We start from the raw sequence: 14,864 nt of genomic DNA, 5'->3' as shown, positions 1-14,864 counted from the left end.
GCGCAGGGCGCCGGCGCAGGCGTGATCGCCCGTGTTGCCCGCGCACGTCCGCGCCGTATCCGGTGACGGACTTACTCGGACGCGAACCGGTAAACCGCCAGCGTGCTGCGCCAGCCGGGCATCACGCGCACTTCGCGGTCATTGTTGAACGTGGCGCGCTCGAGGATGCGCAGGCGCAGCTTGGCCGCCAGGTCCTCGAAGTCGCGCAGCGTGCACAGGTGGATGTTCGGCGTGTCGTACCACGAGTACGGCATCTGCCCAGTGACCGGCATGCGGCCGCGCAGGATGGCCCACCCATGCGGCCAGTAGCCGAAATTGGGAAACGACACCACGCCATGGCGCCCGACGCGCGCCATCTCGCGCAGGATGTGCTCGGTGCGGTGCATGGACTGCAGGGTCTGCGACAGCACCACCGTCTCGAACTGCTTGTCGTCGAACATCGCCAGGCCGTCTTCCAGGTTCTGCTGAATGACTTCCACGCCGCGCTGCACACATGCGATCACGTAGTTGTCGTCGATCTCGACGCCGGCTCCGCGCACATGGCGATGGTCGCGCAGCCAGGCCAGCAGCGTGCCGTCGCCGCAGCCCAGGTCCAGCACGCGGCTGCCGGGCTCGATCCAGTCGGCAATGCGGGCAAGGTCAGGCCGCAGCACGGTGCGCTCGGGACGAGCGGATACGGGATTCATGGGCGCTTCATCCTTGTGCGGCGGCGGACCCCGTCAGGCCCAGTTCGCGCGCGATGCGTTCGTAATAACCGCGCACCACCGCGTGATAGCGCGCGTCGTCCAGCAGAAAGGCGTCGTGGCCGTGCGGCGCATCGATCTCGGCATACGTGACCGGGCTGCCGTTCTTCAGCAGCGCGCGCACGATCTCGCGCGAGCGCTCGGGCGGGAAGCGCCAGTCGGTCGAAAACGACACCAGCAGGAAATCCGACTTGGCCGGCGCCAGCGCCCGCGCCAGGTCGCCGCCGGTGTGACGGGCCGGATCGAAGTAGTCCAGCGCGCGCGTGATCAGCAGATACGTGTTGGCGTCGAAATAGTGCGAGAACTTCTCGCCCTGGTAGCGCAGGTACGACTCCACCTCGAACTCGACGTCGTAGCCGTAGCGGTACGCGCCGTTCTCGGCCGGCTCGCGCTGCGTGCGGCCGAATTTCTCGGCCATGTCGTCGTCCGACAGATAGGTGATGTGGCCTATCATGCGCGCCACCGACAGGCCGCGGCGCGGCACGGTGTCGTGCTTGTAGTAGTCGCCGCCGTGGAAGTCGGGGTCCGTGATGATGGCGCGCCGCGCCACCTCGTTGAAGCCGATGTTCTGCGCCGACAGGCGCGGCGTGCTGGCGATGACCACGCAATGCGCCACGCGCTCGGGACACGTGATGGCCCAGCTCAGCGCCTGCATGCCGCCCAGCGAGCCCCCCATCACCGCGGCGAAGCGTTCGATGCCGAAATGGTCGGCCACCCGCGCCTGCGCATGCACCCAGTCCTCGACGGTCAGCACCGGAAACGCGGCGCCCCACGGCTTGCCCGTGGCCGGATCGATACTGGCCGGCCCCGTGGAGCCGAAGCAGGACCCGAGGTTGTTGACGCCGATGACGAAGAACCGGTCGGTGTCCACGGGCTTGCCGGGGCCGACCATGTTGTCCCACCAGCCGATGTCCTTGGGATTGGACGCCGACACGCCGGCCACGTGGTGCGAGGCGTTCAGCGCGTGGCACACCAGCACCGCGTTGCTGCGTTCGGCGTTCAGGACGCCATACGTTTCGACGGCGAGTTCGTATGAGGACAGCGACTGGCCGCTGGCCAGCGGCAGCGGCTCGGTGAAACGCAGGAACGTGGGGGAGACGGTGCCCACGGAGCCGTGATCGTCGGCCTGTGGCACGGGTGCGGCAAGCGCCGCGCTCGAGTCGAGAGCAGGAAGGGTCATTCGGACCTCTTTAGCAGGATTTATAGAGGCGCCCGCAAGCGGATCAGGCAAATCGGCGCAGTTCGAAGCCGGAATTCTAGCACCGGCGCGCGGCTATGGAGGCTGGCTCAGGCGAGGGCGCCGTCCTGGCCCAGGTACTCGTAGTGCTCGGTGTTGACGCGCGAGACACGCCACTCCACGGGCTGGCGGCTGTACGAATACGCCACGCGGCGCACCTCGAGCAGGGGCCGGCCCTCTTCGACGCCGAGCCAGGCGGCGTGCTGCATGTCGGCGAGGCAGGTGCGCAGCCGCTCGTCGGTGGCGATGACGTTCACGCCGAAAACGTCCTGGTAGAAGCTGTAAAGCGTGCTGGTGCGCTCGCGCAGGATGCGCTCGGTCAGGCCGGCGAAGCGCGTCTCGGGCAGGCTGATGTCGTCGACCTGCACCACATCGCCGTTCAGCGACAGCACGTTGGAGAACTCGAACACGCTGGCGCCCGTGGGCAGCCCCAGCTTCTCGCGCACCAGCGCGCTGGCGCGCACGCGCCTGAAGCGCTGCAGCGCGGTGGTGGGATACGACTTGTGCCCATCCTGCCGCACGATGCGGAAGAACTTGAAGAAATGCGCGTTGCGGCTGTGCACCGCGACGTAGGTGCCCCGGCCCTGCTGGCGCACCAGGATGTTCTCGGCCGCCAGGTCGTCGATGGCCTTGCGCAGCGTGCCGATCGACACGCCGAAGCGCTCTGCCAGCTGCTTCTCGGGCGGAATGGCATCGCCCTGCTTCCACTCCCCCTGCGCCAGGGCCGTCAGGACGGCCTGCTTGACCTGTTCGTACAGGGGGCTGCCGGGCAGCGCTTCGGAAAGGAGACTCTGGTTCATTGCGCACATCGTGATACGGATCGCCGCAGTGTACCGGCACGGGCGTCGCCCCCTCAAGTCATACAAGTCATATATATGATCTAGTTGACTTAGCGCAAACCGGCACCTAAGATGCGTGCTCCAGCCGGCCGCGGGACGGCCGCGCCACACCTCAGGAGGAAACGATGATTCACGCCGTATTGCACGACGCCAAGGACACCGTGGCGGTCGTCGTGGTCGAGGGCCTGACCGCGGGCACCGAACTCAATGCCTGGATCATGGACGAGGACCGGGTCATCCAGGTCCGCGCACGCCAGGACATCCCCATCGGCCACAAGGTGGCCCTGTCCGACATGTCGGTGGGGGACACGGTCTTCAAGTACGGGGAGGACATAGGCAAGGTGGTGGCGCCGATCCAGGCCGGCCAGCACGCCCACGTGCACAACATCAAGACCAAGCGCTGGTAAGCCGCGCCCCGTCCACCCCACACAGGATCCACACCATGGCTATCGTCAACCGCTCCACCACCTTCCACGGCTACCGCCGCGACAACGGCCGCGTCGGCGTGCGCAACCACGTCATCGTGCTGCCCGTGGACGACATCTCCAACGCCGCGGCCGAGGCCGTGGCCAACAACATCAAGGGCACGATGGCCCTGCCCCATCCGTACGGCCGGCTGCAGTTCGGCGAAGACCTGGAACTGCACTTCCGCACGCTGATAGGCACGGGATGCAATCCCAACGTGGCGGCCGTCATCGTCATCGGCATCGAGGAAGGCTGGACCAAGCGCGTGGTCGACGGCATCGCCGCCACGGGCAAACCGGTGGCCGGCTTCAGCATCGAACTGCACGGCGACCACGACACCATCATGCGCGCCTCGCGCCAGGCCAAGGAATTCGTGCACTACGCCACGGCGCTGCGCCGTGTCGAATGTCCCATCTCCGACCTGTGGGTATCCACCAAGTGCGGCGAGTCCGACACCACCTCGGGCTGCGGCGCCAATCCCACCGTGGGCAATGCCTTCGACAAGCTGTACGAACTGGACACCACGCTGGTGTTCGGCGAGACCTCGGAACTGACCGGCGGCGAGCACATCGTGGCGGCGCGCTGCGCCGACGACGCCGTGCGCGAGCGCTTCATGTTCATGTTCAACCGCTACCAGCAGATGATCGACCGCTGGAAGACCAGCGATCTCTCGGAATCGCAGCCCACCAAGGGGAACATCGCCGGCGGCCTCACCACCATCGAGGAAAAGGCCATGGGGAACATCCAGAAGATCGGCAAGAAGTGCCGCATCGACGGCGTGCTGGACAAGGCCGAGATCCCCGACCACAAGGGCCTGTGGTTCATGGACTCGTCGTCGGCCGCGGCCGAGATGGTCACCCTGTGCGCGGCCTCGGGCTACGCGGTGCACTTCTTCCCCACGGGCCAGGGCAACGTCATCGGCAACCCCATCCTGCCCGTCATCAAGATCTGCGCCAATCCGCGCACGGTGCGCACCATGGCGGAACACATCGACGTGGATACCTCGGGCCTGCTCCAGCGCGAGATCGACCTGGACCAGGCAGGCGACAAGCTGCTGGAATGCATGCTGGCCACGGCCAACGGACGGTGGACCGCCGCCGAGGCGCTGGGCCATCGCGAGTTCGTGCTGACGCGCCTGTTCGAAAGCGCCTGATCTTCACGCAGGCAACTGCCGCGGCCGCCGGAACCGGGACGCCAGATCCGGGCCGGCCCGCCGCCGCGAGCGACGAGACGAAGACCCGTAGGTCCGCGCGCCCATGCGCGGCCACGACAGCAGACCCGGGCGCGGTATCGCCCCGCGGCAGCACAGCGGAGCAGGGCCGGTCAGCCCGGGCGTTTTTCCACACGAGGAGGAAGGCATGCAACGCAATACCGAGACGCCCGTCGATATCCGCCGCCGCCAGACGCTGTGCGCCGGCGCCGCCGCTGGCCTGCTGGGCATCCTGCCCACGGGCGCCAGCCTGGCGCAGGGCAAATGGCCCGCGCAGCCCGTCAACTATGTCGTGCCATTCCCGCCCGGCGGGTTGACCGACGTGGCCGCGCGCAACGTGGCCAAGGCGCTGAACGACGCGCGGCGCTGGAACGTCGTCATCGAGAACAAGCCGGGCGGCAATGCCAACATCGGCGCGGCCTTCGTGGCGCGCGCCCAGCCCGACGGCTACACGTGGCTGGCCATCACGCTGTCGCACGCGGCCAATGCCACGCTGTTCGAAGGCAAGGCGGGCTACGACCTGCTGAAGGACCTGACGCCGCTGGCCGGACTGGCCTCGTCCACCATGATGGTGGTGGTCAACGCAAAGAGTCCCATCAAGACCATGGCGGACCTGCGCAAGGCGGCGGAGAACGGCAAGCTGGCTGCCGCCTCCAGCGGCAACGGCACGCCGCCGCATCTGACCTTGGCGCTGTACCAGAAGCTGACCGGCACGAAGCTGATGCACGTGCCCTACAAGGGCGGCGCACCTTCGCTGACGGACCTGATGGGCGGCCACGTGGACGTGATCTTTTCCAACTACCCCGAATCGCTCGCCCACGTGCAGGGCGGCGCGCTGCGGGCCCTGGCCGTGACGACGAAGCAGCGCAGTCCCGACCTGCCCGACGTGCCGACGGTTGCCGAAGCGGGCATCCCGGACCTGATCGTCGAGAACTTCACCGGCGTGATGGCGCCGGCGGGCCTGCCGGCCGACGTGGCGAAGCAGGCGGGCGAGGCCATCGCGGCCGAGATGCGCAAGCCCGAGATGCAGCAGGCCATGGTCAAGCTCGGCTTCATTCCGCAGCCGCGCGGCCCGGCCGAATTCAGCAAGTATCTGCAAGCCGAGGTACAACGCTGGAGCAAGATCATCAAGGAGGCCGGGATCCAGGCCGCGTGAGCGGGGCAAGCCCGCAAGCCCTCCCGCCCCCGCTCATTCCAGGAACATCGCTAATGCTCATCGTCATCTCCGAATTCATGGACGAAGCCGCCGTCGCGGCGTTGGCCGCCCGCTACACCGTACGCTACGAACCCGACCTGGTCGACCGGCGCGAGGCGCTGCTGGCGAGCTGTGCCGACGCGGATGCGCTGATCGTGCGCAACCGCACCCAGGTCGACGCCGCGCTGCTGGAGGCGGCGCCGCGGCTGCGGGCGGTGGGCCGGCTGGGCGTGGGGCTGGACAACATCGACGTGCCCGGCTGCGCGGCGCGCAACGTGCAGGTCCTGCCTGCCACGGGCGCGAACGCGCGCGCCGTGGCCGAGTATGTGGTGGCCACGGTGTTGATGCTGCTGCGCGGCGCGTATACGCACAGCGCTTCAGTGGCGGCGGGCCAGTGGCCGCGCAATGCGCTGTCCGCGGGACTCGAGGCCGAGAACCGCACGCTGGGCATCGTGGGCTTCGGCGGCATCGGCCGGCTGACGGCGCGGCTGGCGCAAGGGCTCGACATGCGGGTCGCGGCGCACGATCCCCTGCTGCCCGACCACGCGCCGGCCTGGAAGGAAACCGGCGTGCGGCCGATGGCGCTGGACGCGCTGCTGGCCGAGTGCGATGCCATCAGCCTGCACCTGCCGTTGACGCAGCAGACCGCGGCGCTGTTCGACGCCGCCCGGCTGGCCCGCATGAAGCGCGGAGCCGTGCTGGTCAACACCGCACGCGGCGGCATCGTGGACGAAGCCGCACTGGCCGCGGCCCTGCGCAGCGGCGCGCTGCGCGGCGCCGCGATCGACGTGTTCGGCCAGGAGCCGCTGCCGGCCGGCAGCCCGCTGGCCGACGCGCCGAACGTGGTCCTCACTCCGCACATCGCCGGCCTGACCGAAGAGGCCAACGTGCGCGTCTCGACGCTGGTGGCGCGGCGCGTGGCCGAGGTGCTCGGGCAGCCGATCTGATCCCGCCGGGCCCGGGCGGGTCCGCGCGTCCCATCCTCAACGCATACGGAGCACCCATCCATGGCACGTATCGCCATCGACGAATTGCGGCGCCTGGCCGCGCAGGCCCTGGCCGCCAGCGGCGCCGGTCCCGACATGGCCGACAGCACGGCGCACGCGCTGGTGCGCGCCGACGCGCAGGGCCTGGCCTCGCATGGCGTGTCGCGCGTGCCCTCTTACGCTGCGCATCTGCGCAACGGCCGCGCCGCGGGCATGGCGCAGCCCGCGGTCACGCATGAGCGCGGTGCGGCCCTGCTGGTGGATGCCGCCGACGGCCTGGCCTTTCCGGCCTGCGCGCTGGCCATCCGCCAGGCGATCGAACGCGCGCGCCAGCTGGGCGCGGCGTTCGCCGGCGTGACCAACAGCCATCACTTCGGCGCGGCCGGCCTGCATCTCGAGGCGGTGGCGCAGGCGGGCATGGTGGGCCTGGCCTTCAGCAACTCGCCGGCCGCCATGCCGGCCTGGGGCGGCAGGCGTGCGCTGTTCGGCACCAACCCCATCGCCGCCGCCTTCCCGCGCCGCGATGGAGAACCGCTGCTCATCGACCTGTCGTTGTCCGCCGTGGCGCGCGGCAAGTTGATGGTGGCGGCCCGCGACGGCAAGCCCATCCCCGAAGGCTGGGCGCTGGACGACCAGGGCCGCCCCACCACCGATCCCAAGGCGGGTCTGGCGGGCAGCATGCTGCCCGCCGGCGGCGTCAAGGGAGCCATGCTGGCATTGGTGGTCGAGCTGCTGGTGTGCGCGCTGACGGGGGCGCAATTCGGCTTCGAGGCCGATTCGTTCTTCAGCGATACGGGCAACCGGCCGCGCATCGGCCAGGCCTTCCTGGTCATCGACCCGGACGCGCTGGCCGGCCGCGAGGTGTTCCTGGATCGCGTCGAGACGCTGATCGGCGCCATGCTGGAGGACGAGGGCGTGCGCCTGCCCGGCGCGCGCCGCGGCGAATTGGCCCGTGCCGCGCAGGCCGACGGCATCGACGTGCCCGATGCGCTGCTGAAGCAGATCCGCGAGCTTGCCGGGCAGGCCTCCTAAGCCGTACGCCGGCGCCGCCGGTTTCCGCGCGCCTTTACGAAAAGCGGCCAACGGCCGTCGCGGCCCCGCCGCGGCGGCGCCCTACTTCATCAGCCACAACAGCACCGGCGCCGCCCCCAGGAACACCACCGTGGACACCAGCACGGCGCCGGCCGCCGTATCGCCCAGGTCTGTGTAACGCTGCGCGTACATGTAGCTGACCACCGCGCAGGGCATGGCCATCTGCAGCGCCAGCGCACCGCCCAATGCGGGGCCGAGCCCCAGCGCCAGCACCACGACATAGCCCGACGCCACGCCCAGCGTCAGGCGCAGTCCCGCCACGGTGGCGCCGCTGCGCAGGCCTTTGGAGGGAATGATCGCCAGCGCGTGCCCCAGGCTGATCAGCATCAGGGGAACGGTGACGGCGCCCAGCATGCTGGCCGTTTCGATCACCCACGCAGGCACGGGGATGCCCAGCGCGCGCAGGCCCACGGCGGCAAGCGCCGCCAGCAGCACCGGGCTGCGCCACGCGCGGTTGGTGCCCGAGTCGGCCACCAGCCTGACGCCGACGGTATGCATCACGAACGAACTGATGGCGAAGAAGGCCACCGCCACGGACAGCCCCGCATCGCCGAACGCCATGTGCGAAATGGGCAGCCCCAGGTTGCCGGCATTGGGCATCATGGCGGTGGGCAGCAGCTTGCGCACGGGCAGTCCGGCCAGCCGCAGTCCCGCCGCGCACAACAGCCCGCACACCAGCAGGGCCAGCAGCGAGCCCGCCGCGATGTCGACCAGTGTGGCGTTGTCCAGCTGGGTGGTGGTGAAGGTGTGGAATACCAGCGCCGGGGTCGTGACGGAGGTGACCAGCGTGGTGGCGAAGGCGCCTCCGAACGGATGGTTGCGCTTGCCCCAATACACGCCGATGCCCACACAGAACAGCAGCGGCGCCATCATCCCCAACATGTACCAATAGAACTGCGCGACCTCGAGCATGATTGCCTGATTATTCGAACGAAAATTGCGGCGGCAATGCCGCGCTGAATGATTGCTGGGCGCGCCAGGGACCGGCGGTACATGATGCGCGCATGCGCCGCATGCCCCTGATCCTCGCACCGCCCGCCGACGACTTGCCGCCCAAGCCGCTGTCCGCGCGCGAACTGGCGTGCCTGCATTGGGCGGCCGCGGGCAAGACCAGCTGGGAAACCGCCCTGATACTGGGCCTGAGCGAGCACACGGTGAACTTCCACCTGAAGAAGGCCTGCGGCAAGCTGGGCGTGCGTACCCGCCGCGCCGCGGTGGCGGCGGCGCTGCGGCAAGGCCTGCTGGGGTCGATCACTGATGCACCCGGACCCCATCGATGAATTCGCGCGCCTTGTCGCCATCCAGCCTGTCCTCGGCGCCCGCCGCCACGGCTTCTATCAGCATGCCGTCGGCCACCCAGACGCGCGCCAGCAGCCAGCTGGGCGGCCCGCCGTTCACCGCCTCGCCATGGACCTCGATGTCGTGGCCATAAGACGGCATGGCCTCCGGCGCGTCGCGGCCCAGGTTGGCATGCAGCGATTGCACCAGCGCGCGGGCCAGGTCCTGGCTGGCCGCCGCATCGCCCGCTACGCCGGGCGGCAGCGGGGCATAGCCCACCGCATAGACGGCCCGGTTCACCTGGGCGGCGGTCAGCGAAAACTGCAACGACTGCCCGCCCAGCGCCAGTTCGCGGGTCTCTGTCTGCACTCGTGCCGGGAAAGCGGCGCGCACACGGCCATCAGCCACGTCCAGTTCGCGCCAGTTGTATTCCGGCGAGCACGCGGCCAGCAGCAGCACCGCCGCGGCAGCGGCCGCGCGCATGGAATTCTTCAACATGAAACGGAATGGCGTTGAAATCATGGCTACGCTGTCCCAACCGGACGGAACTTCCAGGAGGCATCGAATTGTCGCCGATATCCTACACCCCTGCCCCCGACGGCACCCGGCTGGCCAATTACGTGTGGCCCCAGGCCGGCCACGTGCCGCCGCCCCTTCCGGGGCCGGGTACGCCCAGCATCTACCTGCTGCACGGCCTCAGCGAACACGCCGGGCGCTACGACCGGCTGGCCCGGCGGCTGGCTGCGCTGGGCTGGCGCGTCGGCATGCACGATCATCGGGGCCATGGCCATTCCGAAGGCGCCCCCGCCACGCTGGCCACGCAGGAAGACCTGGTCATCGACGCCGCGGCGCAACTGCAAGCCTGGACCGCCGCCCAGGGCCGGCCGCCGGTGCTGCTGGGCCACAGCCTGGGCGCACTGGTGGCGGCCCGGCTGGCGCTGCAGCGCCGCGCCGAACTGGCCGGGCTGGTCCTGGCCTCGCCTCCGTTCCAGGTGCGCGTGCCCGGATGGACCAAGCCGGCCCTCACCTGGCTGGCCCTGCGCTATCCCGACGTGCGCGTACCCCATGGCCTGGCGCCGGCCGCCATCTCGCACGACCGCGAGGTCGTGGCCGCCTTCAGGGCCGACCCGCTGGTGCACCGGTGCATCACCGGCCGGCTGGCCCACTTCATCGACCAGGGCGGCCGCGAGGCCGTACGCGACGCTGCGATGCTGCCCTGCCGCACGCTCTTGCTGGTGGCCGGCGCGGACCGCATCGTTTCCGCCAACGGCAGCCGCGTCTTCGCGTCCCGGGCGCCAGCCGGACTGCTGACCATGAAATGGTACGACGAAGCCTGGCATGAACTGTTCAACGAGATCGCCAGCCTGTCGGATCCCGTGCACGCCGACCTGGAGCATTGGCTGGCGAAACTGGCCGGCGACCTGCATCCCGATCCGGCCCAGAACGCATTGTCCCTTCCCCGCGTGGCACTACCCGAAGCAATCGACGCCGTCACCCCGTAAAATCCGGCGATTGACCTTCGGATAAACATCCCATCGTGACTGATACCGCCGCCACACGACATGCCCGCCTAGAGGCAAACGCTTCCCTGCTCGCGCAGGCCCTGCGCGGCATCGAGAAAGAAGGCTTGCGAGTCGACGGCCGCGGCGCGCTGGCGCTCACCCCTCACCCGGCCGGACTGGGCTCGGCGCTGACCAACGAGAGCGTCACCACCGACTACTCCGAGTCCCTGCTCGAGCTCATCACCGGCACGCACGGCCAGGTCGACAGCCTGCTGGCCGAGCTGTCCGATATACATCGGCACGTCTACGGCGTGCTCGACGGCGAGTACATCTGGAACCAGTCCATGCCGGCCGCGCTGCCGGCCGAGGCCGACATCCCCATCGCCTGGTATGGCACGTCCAACACGGGCATGCTCAAGCACGTGTACCGTCGCGGCCTGGCCGTGCGCTACGGCAAGACCATGCAATGCATCGCCGGCGTGCACTACAACTTCTCGCTGCCCGACGCGCTGTGGGACGTGCTGTTGCCTGCCGAAAGCGATCCCGCCCGCCGCCGCTCCAGCGGCTACATCAGCCTGATCCGCAACTTCACGCGCTATTCCTGGCTGCTGATGTACCTGTTCGGCTCGGCGCCCGCGCTGTCGCGCGACTTCATGCGCGGCCAGCCGCACGAGCTGCAGCCGCTGGGCGCCGACACGCTGCACCTGCCGTATGCCACCAGCCTGCGCATGAGCGATCTGGGCTACCAGAACAAGGCGCAGTCGCAGCTCAAGCTCTGCTACAACGACCTCGAGACCTTCCTGGCCCGCCTGTATGGCGCCGTCACGCAGCCTTGGCCGGCCTACCAGGCCCTGGGCACGCATCGCGACGGCCAGTGGATCCAGCTCAACACCAACGTGCTGCAGATCGAGAACGAGTACTACTCGAGCATCCGGCCCAAGCGCGCCACCGGGCGCTGCGAACGGCCCATCACCGCGCTGGCCGAGCGCGGCGTGCAGTACGTGGAAGTGCGCTGCCTCGACATCGATCCCGCCTCCCCCGTTGGCATCGCGCCCGACACGGCGCGCTTCGTCGATGCCTTCCTGTTGTTCTGTGCCGCCTCGGACAGCCCCTATTTCACGCAGAACGGCTATTGCCAGCGCAGCGCGGACAACTTCTCGACGGTGGTGAAAGAAGGCCGCACGCCGGGCTTGATGCTGGACCGCGAGGGCACGCCCATCGCCCTGGCGCAATGGGGCAGCGAACTGCTGGACGCCATCGCGCCCTACGCGGCGCTGTACGACACCGCGCTGGGCGGCTCGGCTTACGCCGACGCGTTGCAGCAACAGCGCGCCAAGCTGGCTGATCCCGAGCTCACGCCTTCGGCCCGCCTGCTGGACCAGTTGCGCGCATCGGGGGGTTCGTTCCACGAATACTCGCTGGAACAAAGCCGCCGCCATGGCGATGCGCTGCGCGCGCAGCCACTGCCTGCCGACGTCGCCGCCGCATATGCCCAGGCCGCGCAGCGCTCGCATGACGAGCAGCTGCAGCTCGAACGCGGCGACGACGTCGACTTCGATACGTACGTGGCGCGCTACCACGCCGCGCTGAAGGATCCGCTGGCGGCTCGCAACGCGTAAGGGCTGGCGCGGCGGCTCGCGCCCCGGGCTCAGCGGTTGGTCTTCCAGCCGCTGCCGGTCAGGCTCTGCGCCACGCTGCCCGACTGCACCACTTCCGGTTCGGTGGTGTATCGCGCGGCCACCTGGCCGTCGGGGTAGAAACGCAGGGTCAGCACCGCATCGTCCGAGGGCCTGCGGGGCAGCTCCAGTGTGGCGGCATAGGGGTAGTCGGTCTGCCCCGCCGAGCCCGCCGAGTCGCCGTTCACGTAACGCCAGCGCACGGGCAGCGGCGCGTCCGGCGCGGGCGGGGTATAGCCGTCCTTCAACACCGTACGCCCGTCCGCCGCGCCGGGCGGCAGGTACGCCAGCAAGGCGGCGCCGATGGCATATTGCACGCCCTGGCCGGTGAAGTTGTACGGATGCACGGTGATCGGCGCCGGCTCGGCGCCGCGGCCGGTGCGCTCGGCCCACCACTGCTGTACCTGCCCGGAATTGGCTGCCAGGCCGGCCACGCCGAACAGGGCCACGATCATCGTCATGCGAAGCGCACGTCGGGCGGGACCGCGCCGAACTGGATTTTCCTGCATCGAATTCTTCCTCCCGCGCGGCGGCTGTGTCAGGGTTCGGGCGCGGGCGATGGCGCGCCGATGGAGAGCCCCGGGGTCCACCCGGCGGGCACCGCTTCGGCCAGCAGGCCGGACGTGACGTCCACGTCGGCGCCGGCCTCGACGTAGCGGGCCGCGGCCTTGCCTCCGGGATACAGGCGCACCGCCAGCCCGGTGACGTCGTCGGGCCGCCTCAGCCCCGGAAAACTGGCGACGTACAGCCGCATCGATCCCGGCGCCAGATCAGGAGCATAGCGCGACCAGGCTATCGTCAGATCCGCGCCGTCGGACGGAGGCGCGACGATGCAAAGAGACGGCAGCTGCAGATCGCGGCGATTGCCCCGCGAAACGTAGTCCCAATGCAGCGGACTTTCCAAGTCGATGTCTTCCTGTCCGGGCAACGCATATCGGATGTCGTGCCGGGTCAGGTTCTGCACCATGCAGCGGACCATGCGCTGCGCGTTCAGCTCGCGACCCAGTTCCAGGGTAGAGGTATAGAGTGCGCCCGAAGCCAGCGAGGCAAGCAGCACGAGGCCGGCCAGCGCGCGGCGCGAGACACGTGGCGCTGCGCGCGCGGTCAATTCAAGCCTCGATAGCCGGACGGCTCAGGCTCGCTGCCGTCCAGCATCCGGCGCACTTCGTCATTGCCCAGATAGCGGGCCGCGATACTGCCCTGAGGCTCGAACTTCAGCAGCAGCATGGCGGGATTGTCGGGCCGCGCGACATGCAGCACCGCGCTGTACGTATAGTCATAGGCGATGTCGTTGGGATCGTCTTCGTAGCGCCACTTCACCATGAGCGGCTTGCTGCGCGACAGCGACACGTAGGAACAATTGCGCATGGACACGTGGCGACCCTGTCCGGGCGGCACGTAGATCAGCGTGGGCAATTGGCCCGCTTCACGAAACTCGAATTGCACGCCATGGCCGGTGTCGTTGGCCGGCACGCACGGAATCGACACGACGTCGGCATGACGCGCGGCGAGCCACGCCGCATACGCATAGAACAGCCCCGACAGCGCCAGCGCCGCCACCGTTGCCAGCAGCCAATACACCGCCCAGCGCGGCCAGCCGCTTTGCGCGAAATGGATATGCGGCGCCATGCGTGATTGCCGTCGTGCGTCTTTCACGCCGCCGGCTAGCGCGACGAGAACGCGGCGAAGCCAGTGGAAGCGGACCTGGAAGGGCGACGTCGTGCTTGTTCGTATCGTGCCATGCGGACTTTCCGTGCCGGCGGAAGCCCTGCGCCCCCGCATCTTCAGGCGCGGAGCTTACTCCAATATGTATCGGCGCCGAGGCGGTTTTGTTACGTTTTATTGGAAACCGACGTGTACGGAAATAAAGCGATATAGCAGGCAATTCCCGTCATCGCGGCGTTATGGCTTTGTCTCCGCAAAGCGCGTCCGCCATGCAGCGGTACGTTCCGTAACGGTTTGGCCATTACAAGCGCCTCCCTCGAGAGAGGGAGCTGGTGCTCAATCCGAATGACCCGCCGCGGGCGCTTGTAAAAAATACCTGTGGGCCAAGAACCATTTCAGCATTCAGTTACCTTTATGTCACTGTCGATGCACCAGCGCGGCGCGCTGAGCGCATCGACCAGCACAGGCAGGGCCACGCTCCGGCGGCGTCATGCAGCCTCTTGCTCAGCGTAGCCAAAGGGCCAGCGACGCGGCTGCGACGGGGTAGGAGCAGGTACGGGACCCTCGTTCATCATGCACCCTCATGAGTTGTTTAGGCGGTTCAAGCATAGACCTGCGGGAATCGCGTCATTGTTAATAAGCCCAAACAAACTCTGACAAACTCTGTACGCCGGGCAGGGAGGTTTTTACAAAAAGCGCGGGAAGCGATGGCCACTGCCCCGAGGAAATGCGGTCCAGCGCCTAGGGATGGCAGGTGATTCGGGGATCGGCCTGCGTGAAGGCGTCGAAGCACAGCCAAGTCCAGCCAGTTGGGCCGATTGAGCCCAGTTGAGCCGGTCCAGCCCTGTTCGGTTCAGTCTGGTCCGGCCCAACCCAGTGCTCCAGTGGGATCCGGTCCAGCCCGCTTTAGTTATGTTATATCATTGCAATTCGTAAGCGACGCTGGGGCTGTCCCGGCACTGCGCGATGTTCTTCG

16 protein-coding genes are annotated in these 14,864 nt (G+C 68.4%); 8 read left to right on the top strand and 8 right to left on the bottom strand.

Going from position 1 to position 14,864, the window contains the following annotated elements; all coding sequences use genetic code 11:
- Nucleotides 1-71: 71 nt before the first annotated feature.
- From metW to CAL15_RS02285, 3 genes are all read right to left on the bottom strand, one after another.
- On the bottom strand, nucleotides 72-686 hold the full coding sequence (metW, locus tag CAL15_RS02295) for a methionine biosynthesis protein MetW (protein WP_086077155.1): 615 nt from the start codon (nucleotides 684-686) through the stop codon (nucleotides 72-74).
- A gap of 7 nt (nucleotides 687-693) precedes the next feature.
- On the bottom strand, nucleotides 694-1,923 hold the full coding sequence (metX, locus tag CAL15_RS02290) for a homoserine O-succinyltransferase MetX (RefSeq protein WP_086077154.1): 1,230 nt from the start codon (nucleotides 1,921-1,923) through the stop codon (nucleotides 694-696).
- 107 nt (nucleotides 1,924-2,030) lie between these two features.
- Nucleotides 2,031-2,780, bottom strand: coding sequence for a GntR family transcriptional regulator (locus tag CAL15_RS02285; RefSeq protein ID WP_086077153.1), 750 nt, complete (start codon nucleotides 2,778-2,780; stop codon nucleotides 2,031-2,033).
- A 164-nt stretch (nucleotides 2,781-2,944) separates the two neighbouring features.
- Here CAL15_RS02285 and CAL15_RS02280 point away from each other — a divergent pair, with 164 nt between their 5' ends.
- The 5 genes from CAL15_RS02280 (at nucleotide 2,945) to CAL15_RS02260 (ending at nucleotide 7,707) form a co-directional block, all read left to right on the top strand.
- Complete coding sequence (locus CAL15_RS02280) at nucleotides 2,945-3,226, top strand: UxaA family hydrolase (protein ID WP_086077152.1); 282 nt, start codon at nucleotides 2,945-2,947, stop codon at nucleotides 3,224-3,226.
- A 35-nt stretch (nucleotides 3,227-3,261) separates the two neighbouring features.
- Nucleotides 3,262-4,437, top strand: a complete 1,176-nt coding sequence (locus tag CAL15_RS02275) for a UxaA family hydrolase (RefSeq protein WP_086077151.1) — start codon at nucleotides 3,262-3,264, stop codon at nucleotides 4,435-4,437.
- A gap of 205 nt (nucleotides 4,438-4,642) precedes the next feature.
- Nucleotides 4,643-5,650 (top strand): Bug family tripartite tricarboxylate transporter substrate binding protein, encoded by a 1,008-nt coding sequence (locus CAL15_RS02270; RefSeq protein WP_086077150.1) that lies wholly within the window; start codon nucleotides 4,643-4,645, stop codon nucleotides 5,648-5,650.
- Nucleotides 5,651-5,703: 53 nt separating this feature from the next.
- Nucleotides 5,704-6,636, top strand: coding sequence for a hydroxyacid dehydrogenase (locus tag CAL15_RS02265; RefSeq protein WP_086077149.1), 933 nt, complete (start codon nucleotides 5,704-5,706; stop codon nucleotides 6,634-6,636).
- 60 nt (nucleotides 6,637-6,696) lie between these two features.
- Nucleotides 6,697-7,707, top strand: coding sequence for an Ldh family oxidoreductase (locus CAL15_RS02260; protein WP_086077148.1), 1,011 nt, complete (start codon nucleotides 6,697-6,699; stop codon nucleotides 7,705-7,707).
- A gap of 81 nt (nucleotides 7,708-7,788) precedes the next feature.
- On the opposite strand, the gene CAL15_RS02255 is transcribed toward CAL15_RS02260, so the two are convergent.
- A complete protein-coding gene (locus CAL15_RS02255) occupies nucleotides 7,789-8,679 on the bottom strand; it encodes an AEC family transporter (RefSeq protein WP_086077147.1) in 891 nt (296 codons plus the stop codon).
- Nucleotides 8,680-8,771: 92 nt separating this feature from the next.
- On the opposite strand from CAL15_RS02255, the gene CAL15_RS02250 reads away from it, so the two are divergent.
- A complete protein-coding gene (locus tag CAL15_RS02250; protein ID WP_198299128.1) occupies nucleotides 8,772-9,047 on the top strand; it encodes a helix-turn-helix domain-containing protein in 276 nt (91 codons plus the stop codon).
- Here CAL15_RS02250 and CAL15_RS02245 read toward each other — a convergent pair.
- Nucleotides 9,019-9,567 (bottom strand): hypothetical protein, encoded by a 549-nt coding sequence (locus CAL15_RS02245; RefSeq protein ID WP_086077146.1) that lies wholly within the window; start codon nucleotides 9,565-9,567, stop codon nucleotides 9,019-9,021. The genes CAL15_RS02250 and CAL15_RS02245 overlap by 29 nt on opposite strands.
- 44 nt (nucleotides 9,568-9,611) lie before the next feature.
- Between CAL15_RS02245 and CAL15_RS02240 the strand changes: the two genes are divergently transcribed.
- Both CAL15_RS02240 and gshA read left to right on the top strand, forming a co-directional pair.
- Nucleotides 9,612-10,547: an alpha/beta hydrolase gene (locus tag CAL15_RS02240; protein ID WP_420042530.1), complete on the top strand. Its 936-nt coding sequence runs from the start codon at nucleotides 9,612-9,614 to the stop codon at nucleotides 10,545-10,547.
- 35 nt (nucleotides 10,548-10,582) lie between these two features.
- On the top strand, nucleotides 10,583-12,166 hold the full coding sequence (gshA, locus tag CAL15_RS02235) for a glutamate--cysteine ligase (protein WP_086077145.1): 1,584 nt from the start codon (nucleotides 10,583-10,585) through the stop codon (nucleotides 12,164-12,166).
- A 29-nt stretch (nucleotides 12,167-12,195) separates the two neighbouring features.
- On the opposite strand, the gene CAL15_RS02230 is transcribed toward gshA, so the two are convergent.
- The 3 genes from CAL15_RS02230 to CAL15_RS02220 all read right to left on the bottom strand — a co-directional run bounded on the left by CAL15_RS02230 (nucleotide 12,196) and on the right by CAL15_RS02220 (nucleotide 13,852).
- Nucleotides 12,196-12,684, bottom strand: a complete 489-nt coding sequence (locus tag CAL15_RS02230) for a hypothetical protein (RefSeq protein ID WP_086077144.1) — start codon at nucleotides 12,682-12,684, stop codon at nucleotides 12,196-12,198.
- A 77-nt stretch (nucleotides 12,685-12,761) separates the two neighbouring features.
- A complete protein-coding gene (locus CAL15_RS02225; protein WP_086077143.1) occupies nucleotides 12,762-13,331 on the bottom strand; it encodes a hypothetical protein in 570 nt (189 codons plus the stop codon).
- Nucleotides 13,328-13,852 (bottom strand): hypothetical protein, encoded by a 525-nt coding sequence (locus CAL15_RS02220; protein ID WP_086077142.1) that lies wholly within the window; start codon nucleotides 13,850-13,852, stop codon nucleotides 13,328-13,330. The genes CAL15_RS02225 and CAL15_RS02220 overlap by 4 nt, the downstream gene beginning before the upstream one ends.
- Nucleotides 13,853-14,864: the final 1,012 nt, after the last annotated feature.

The sequence above is a fragment of the Bordetella genomosp. 13 genome, assembly GCF_002119665.1.
Lineage (GTDB): Bacteria > Pseudomonadota > Gammaproteobacteria > Burkholderiales > Burkholderiaceae_B > Bordetella.
Note: the sequence above shows the minus strand (reverse complement) of the source record. Positions and strands in the feature narration are given on the sequence as shown.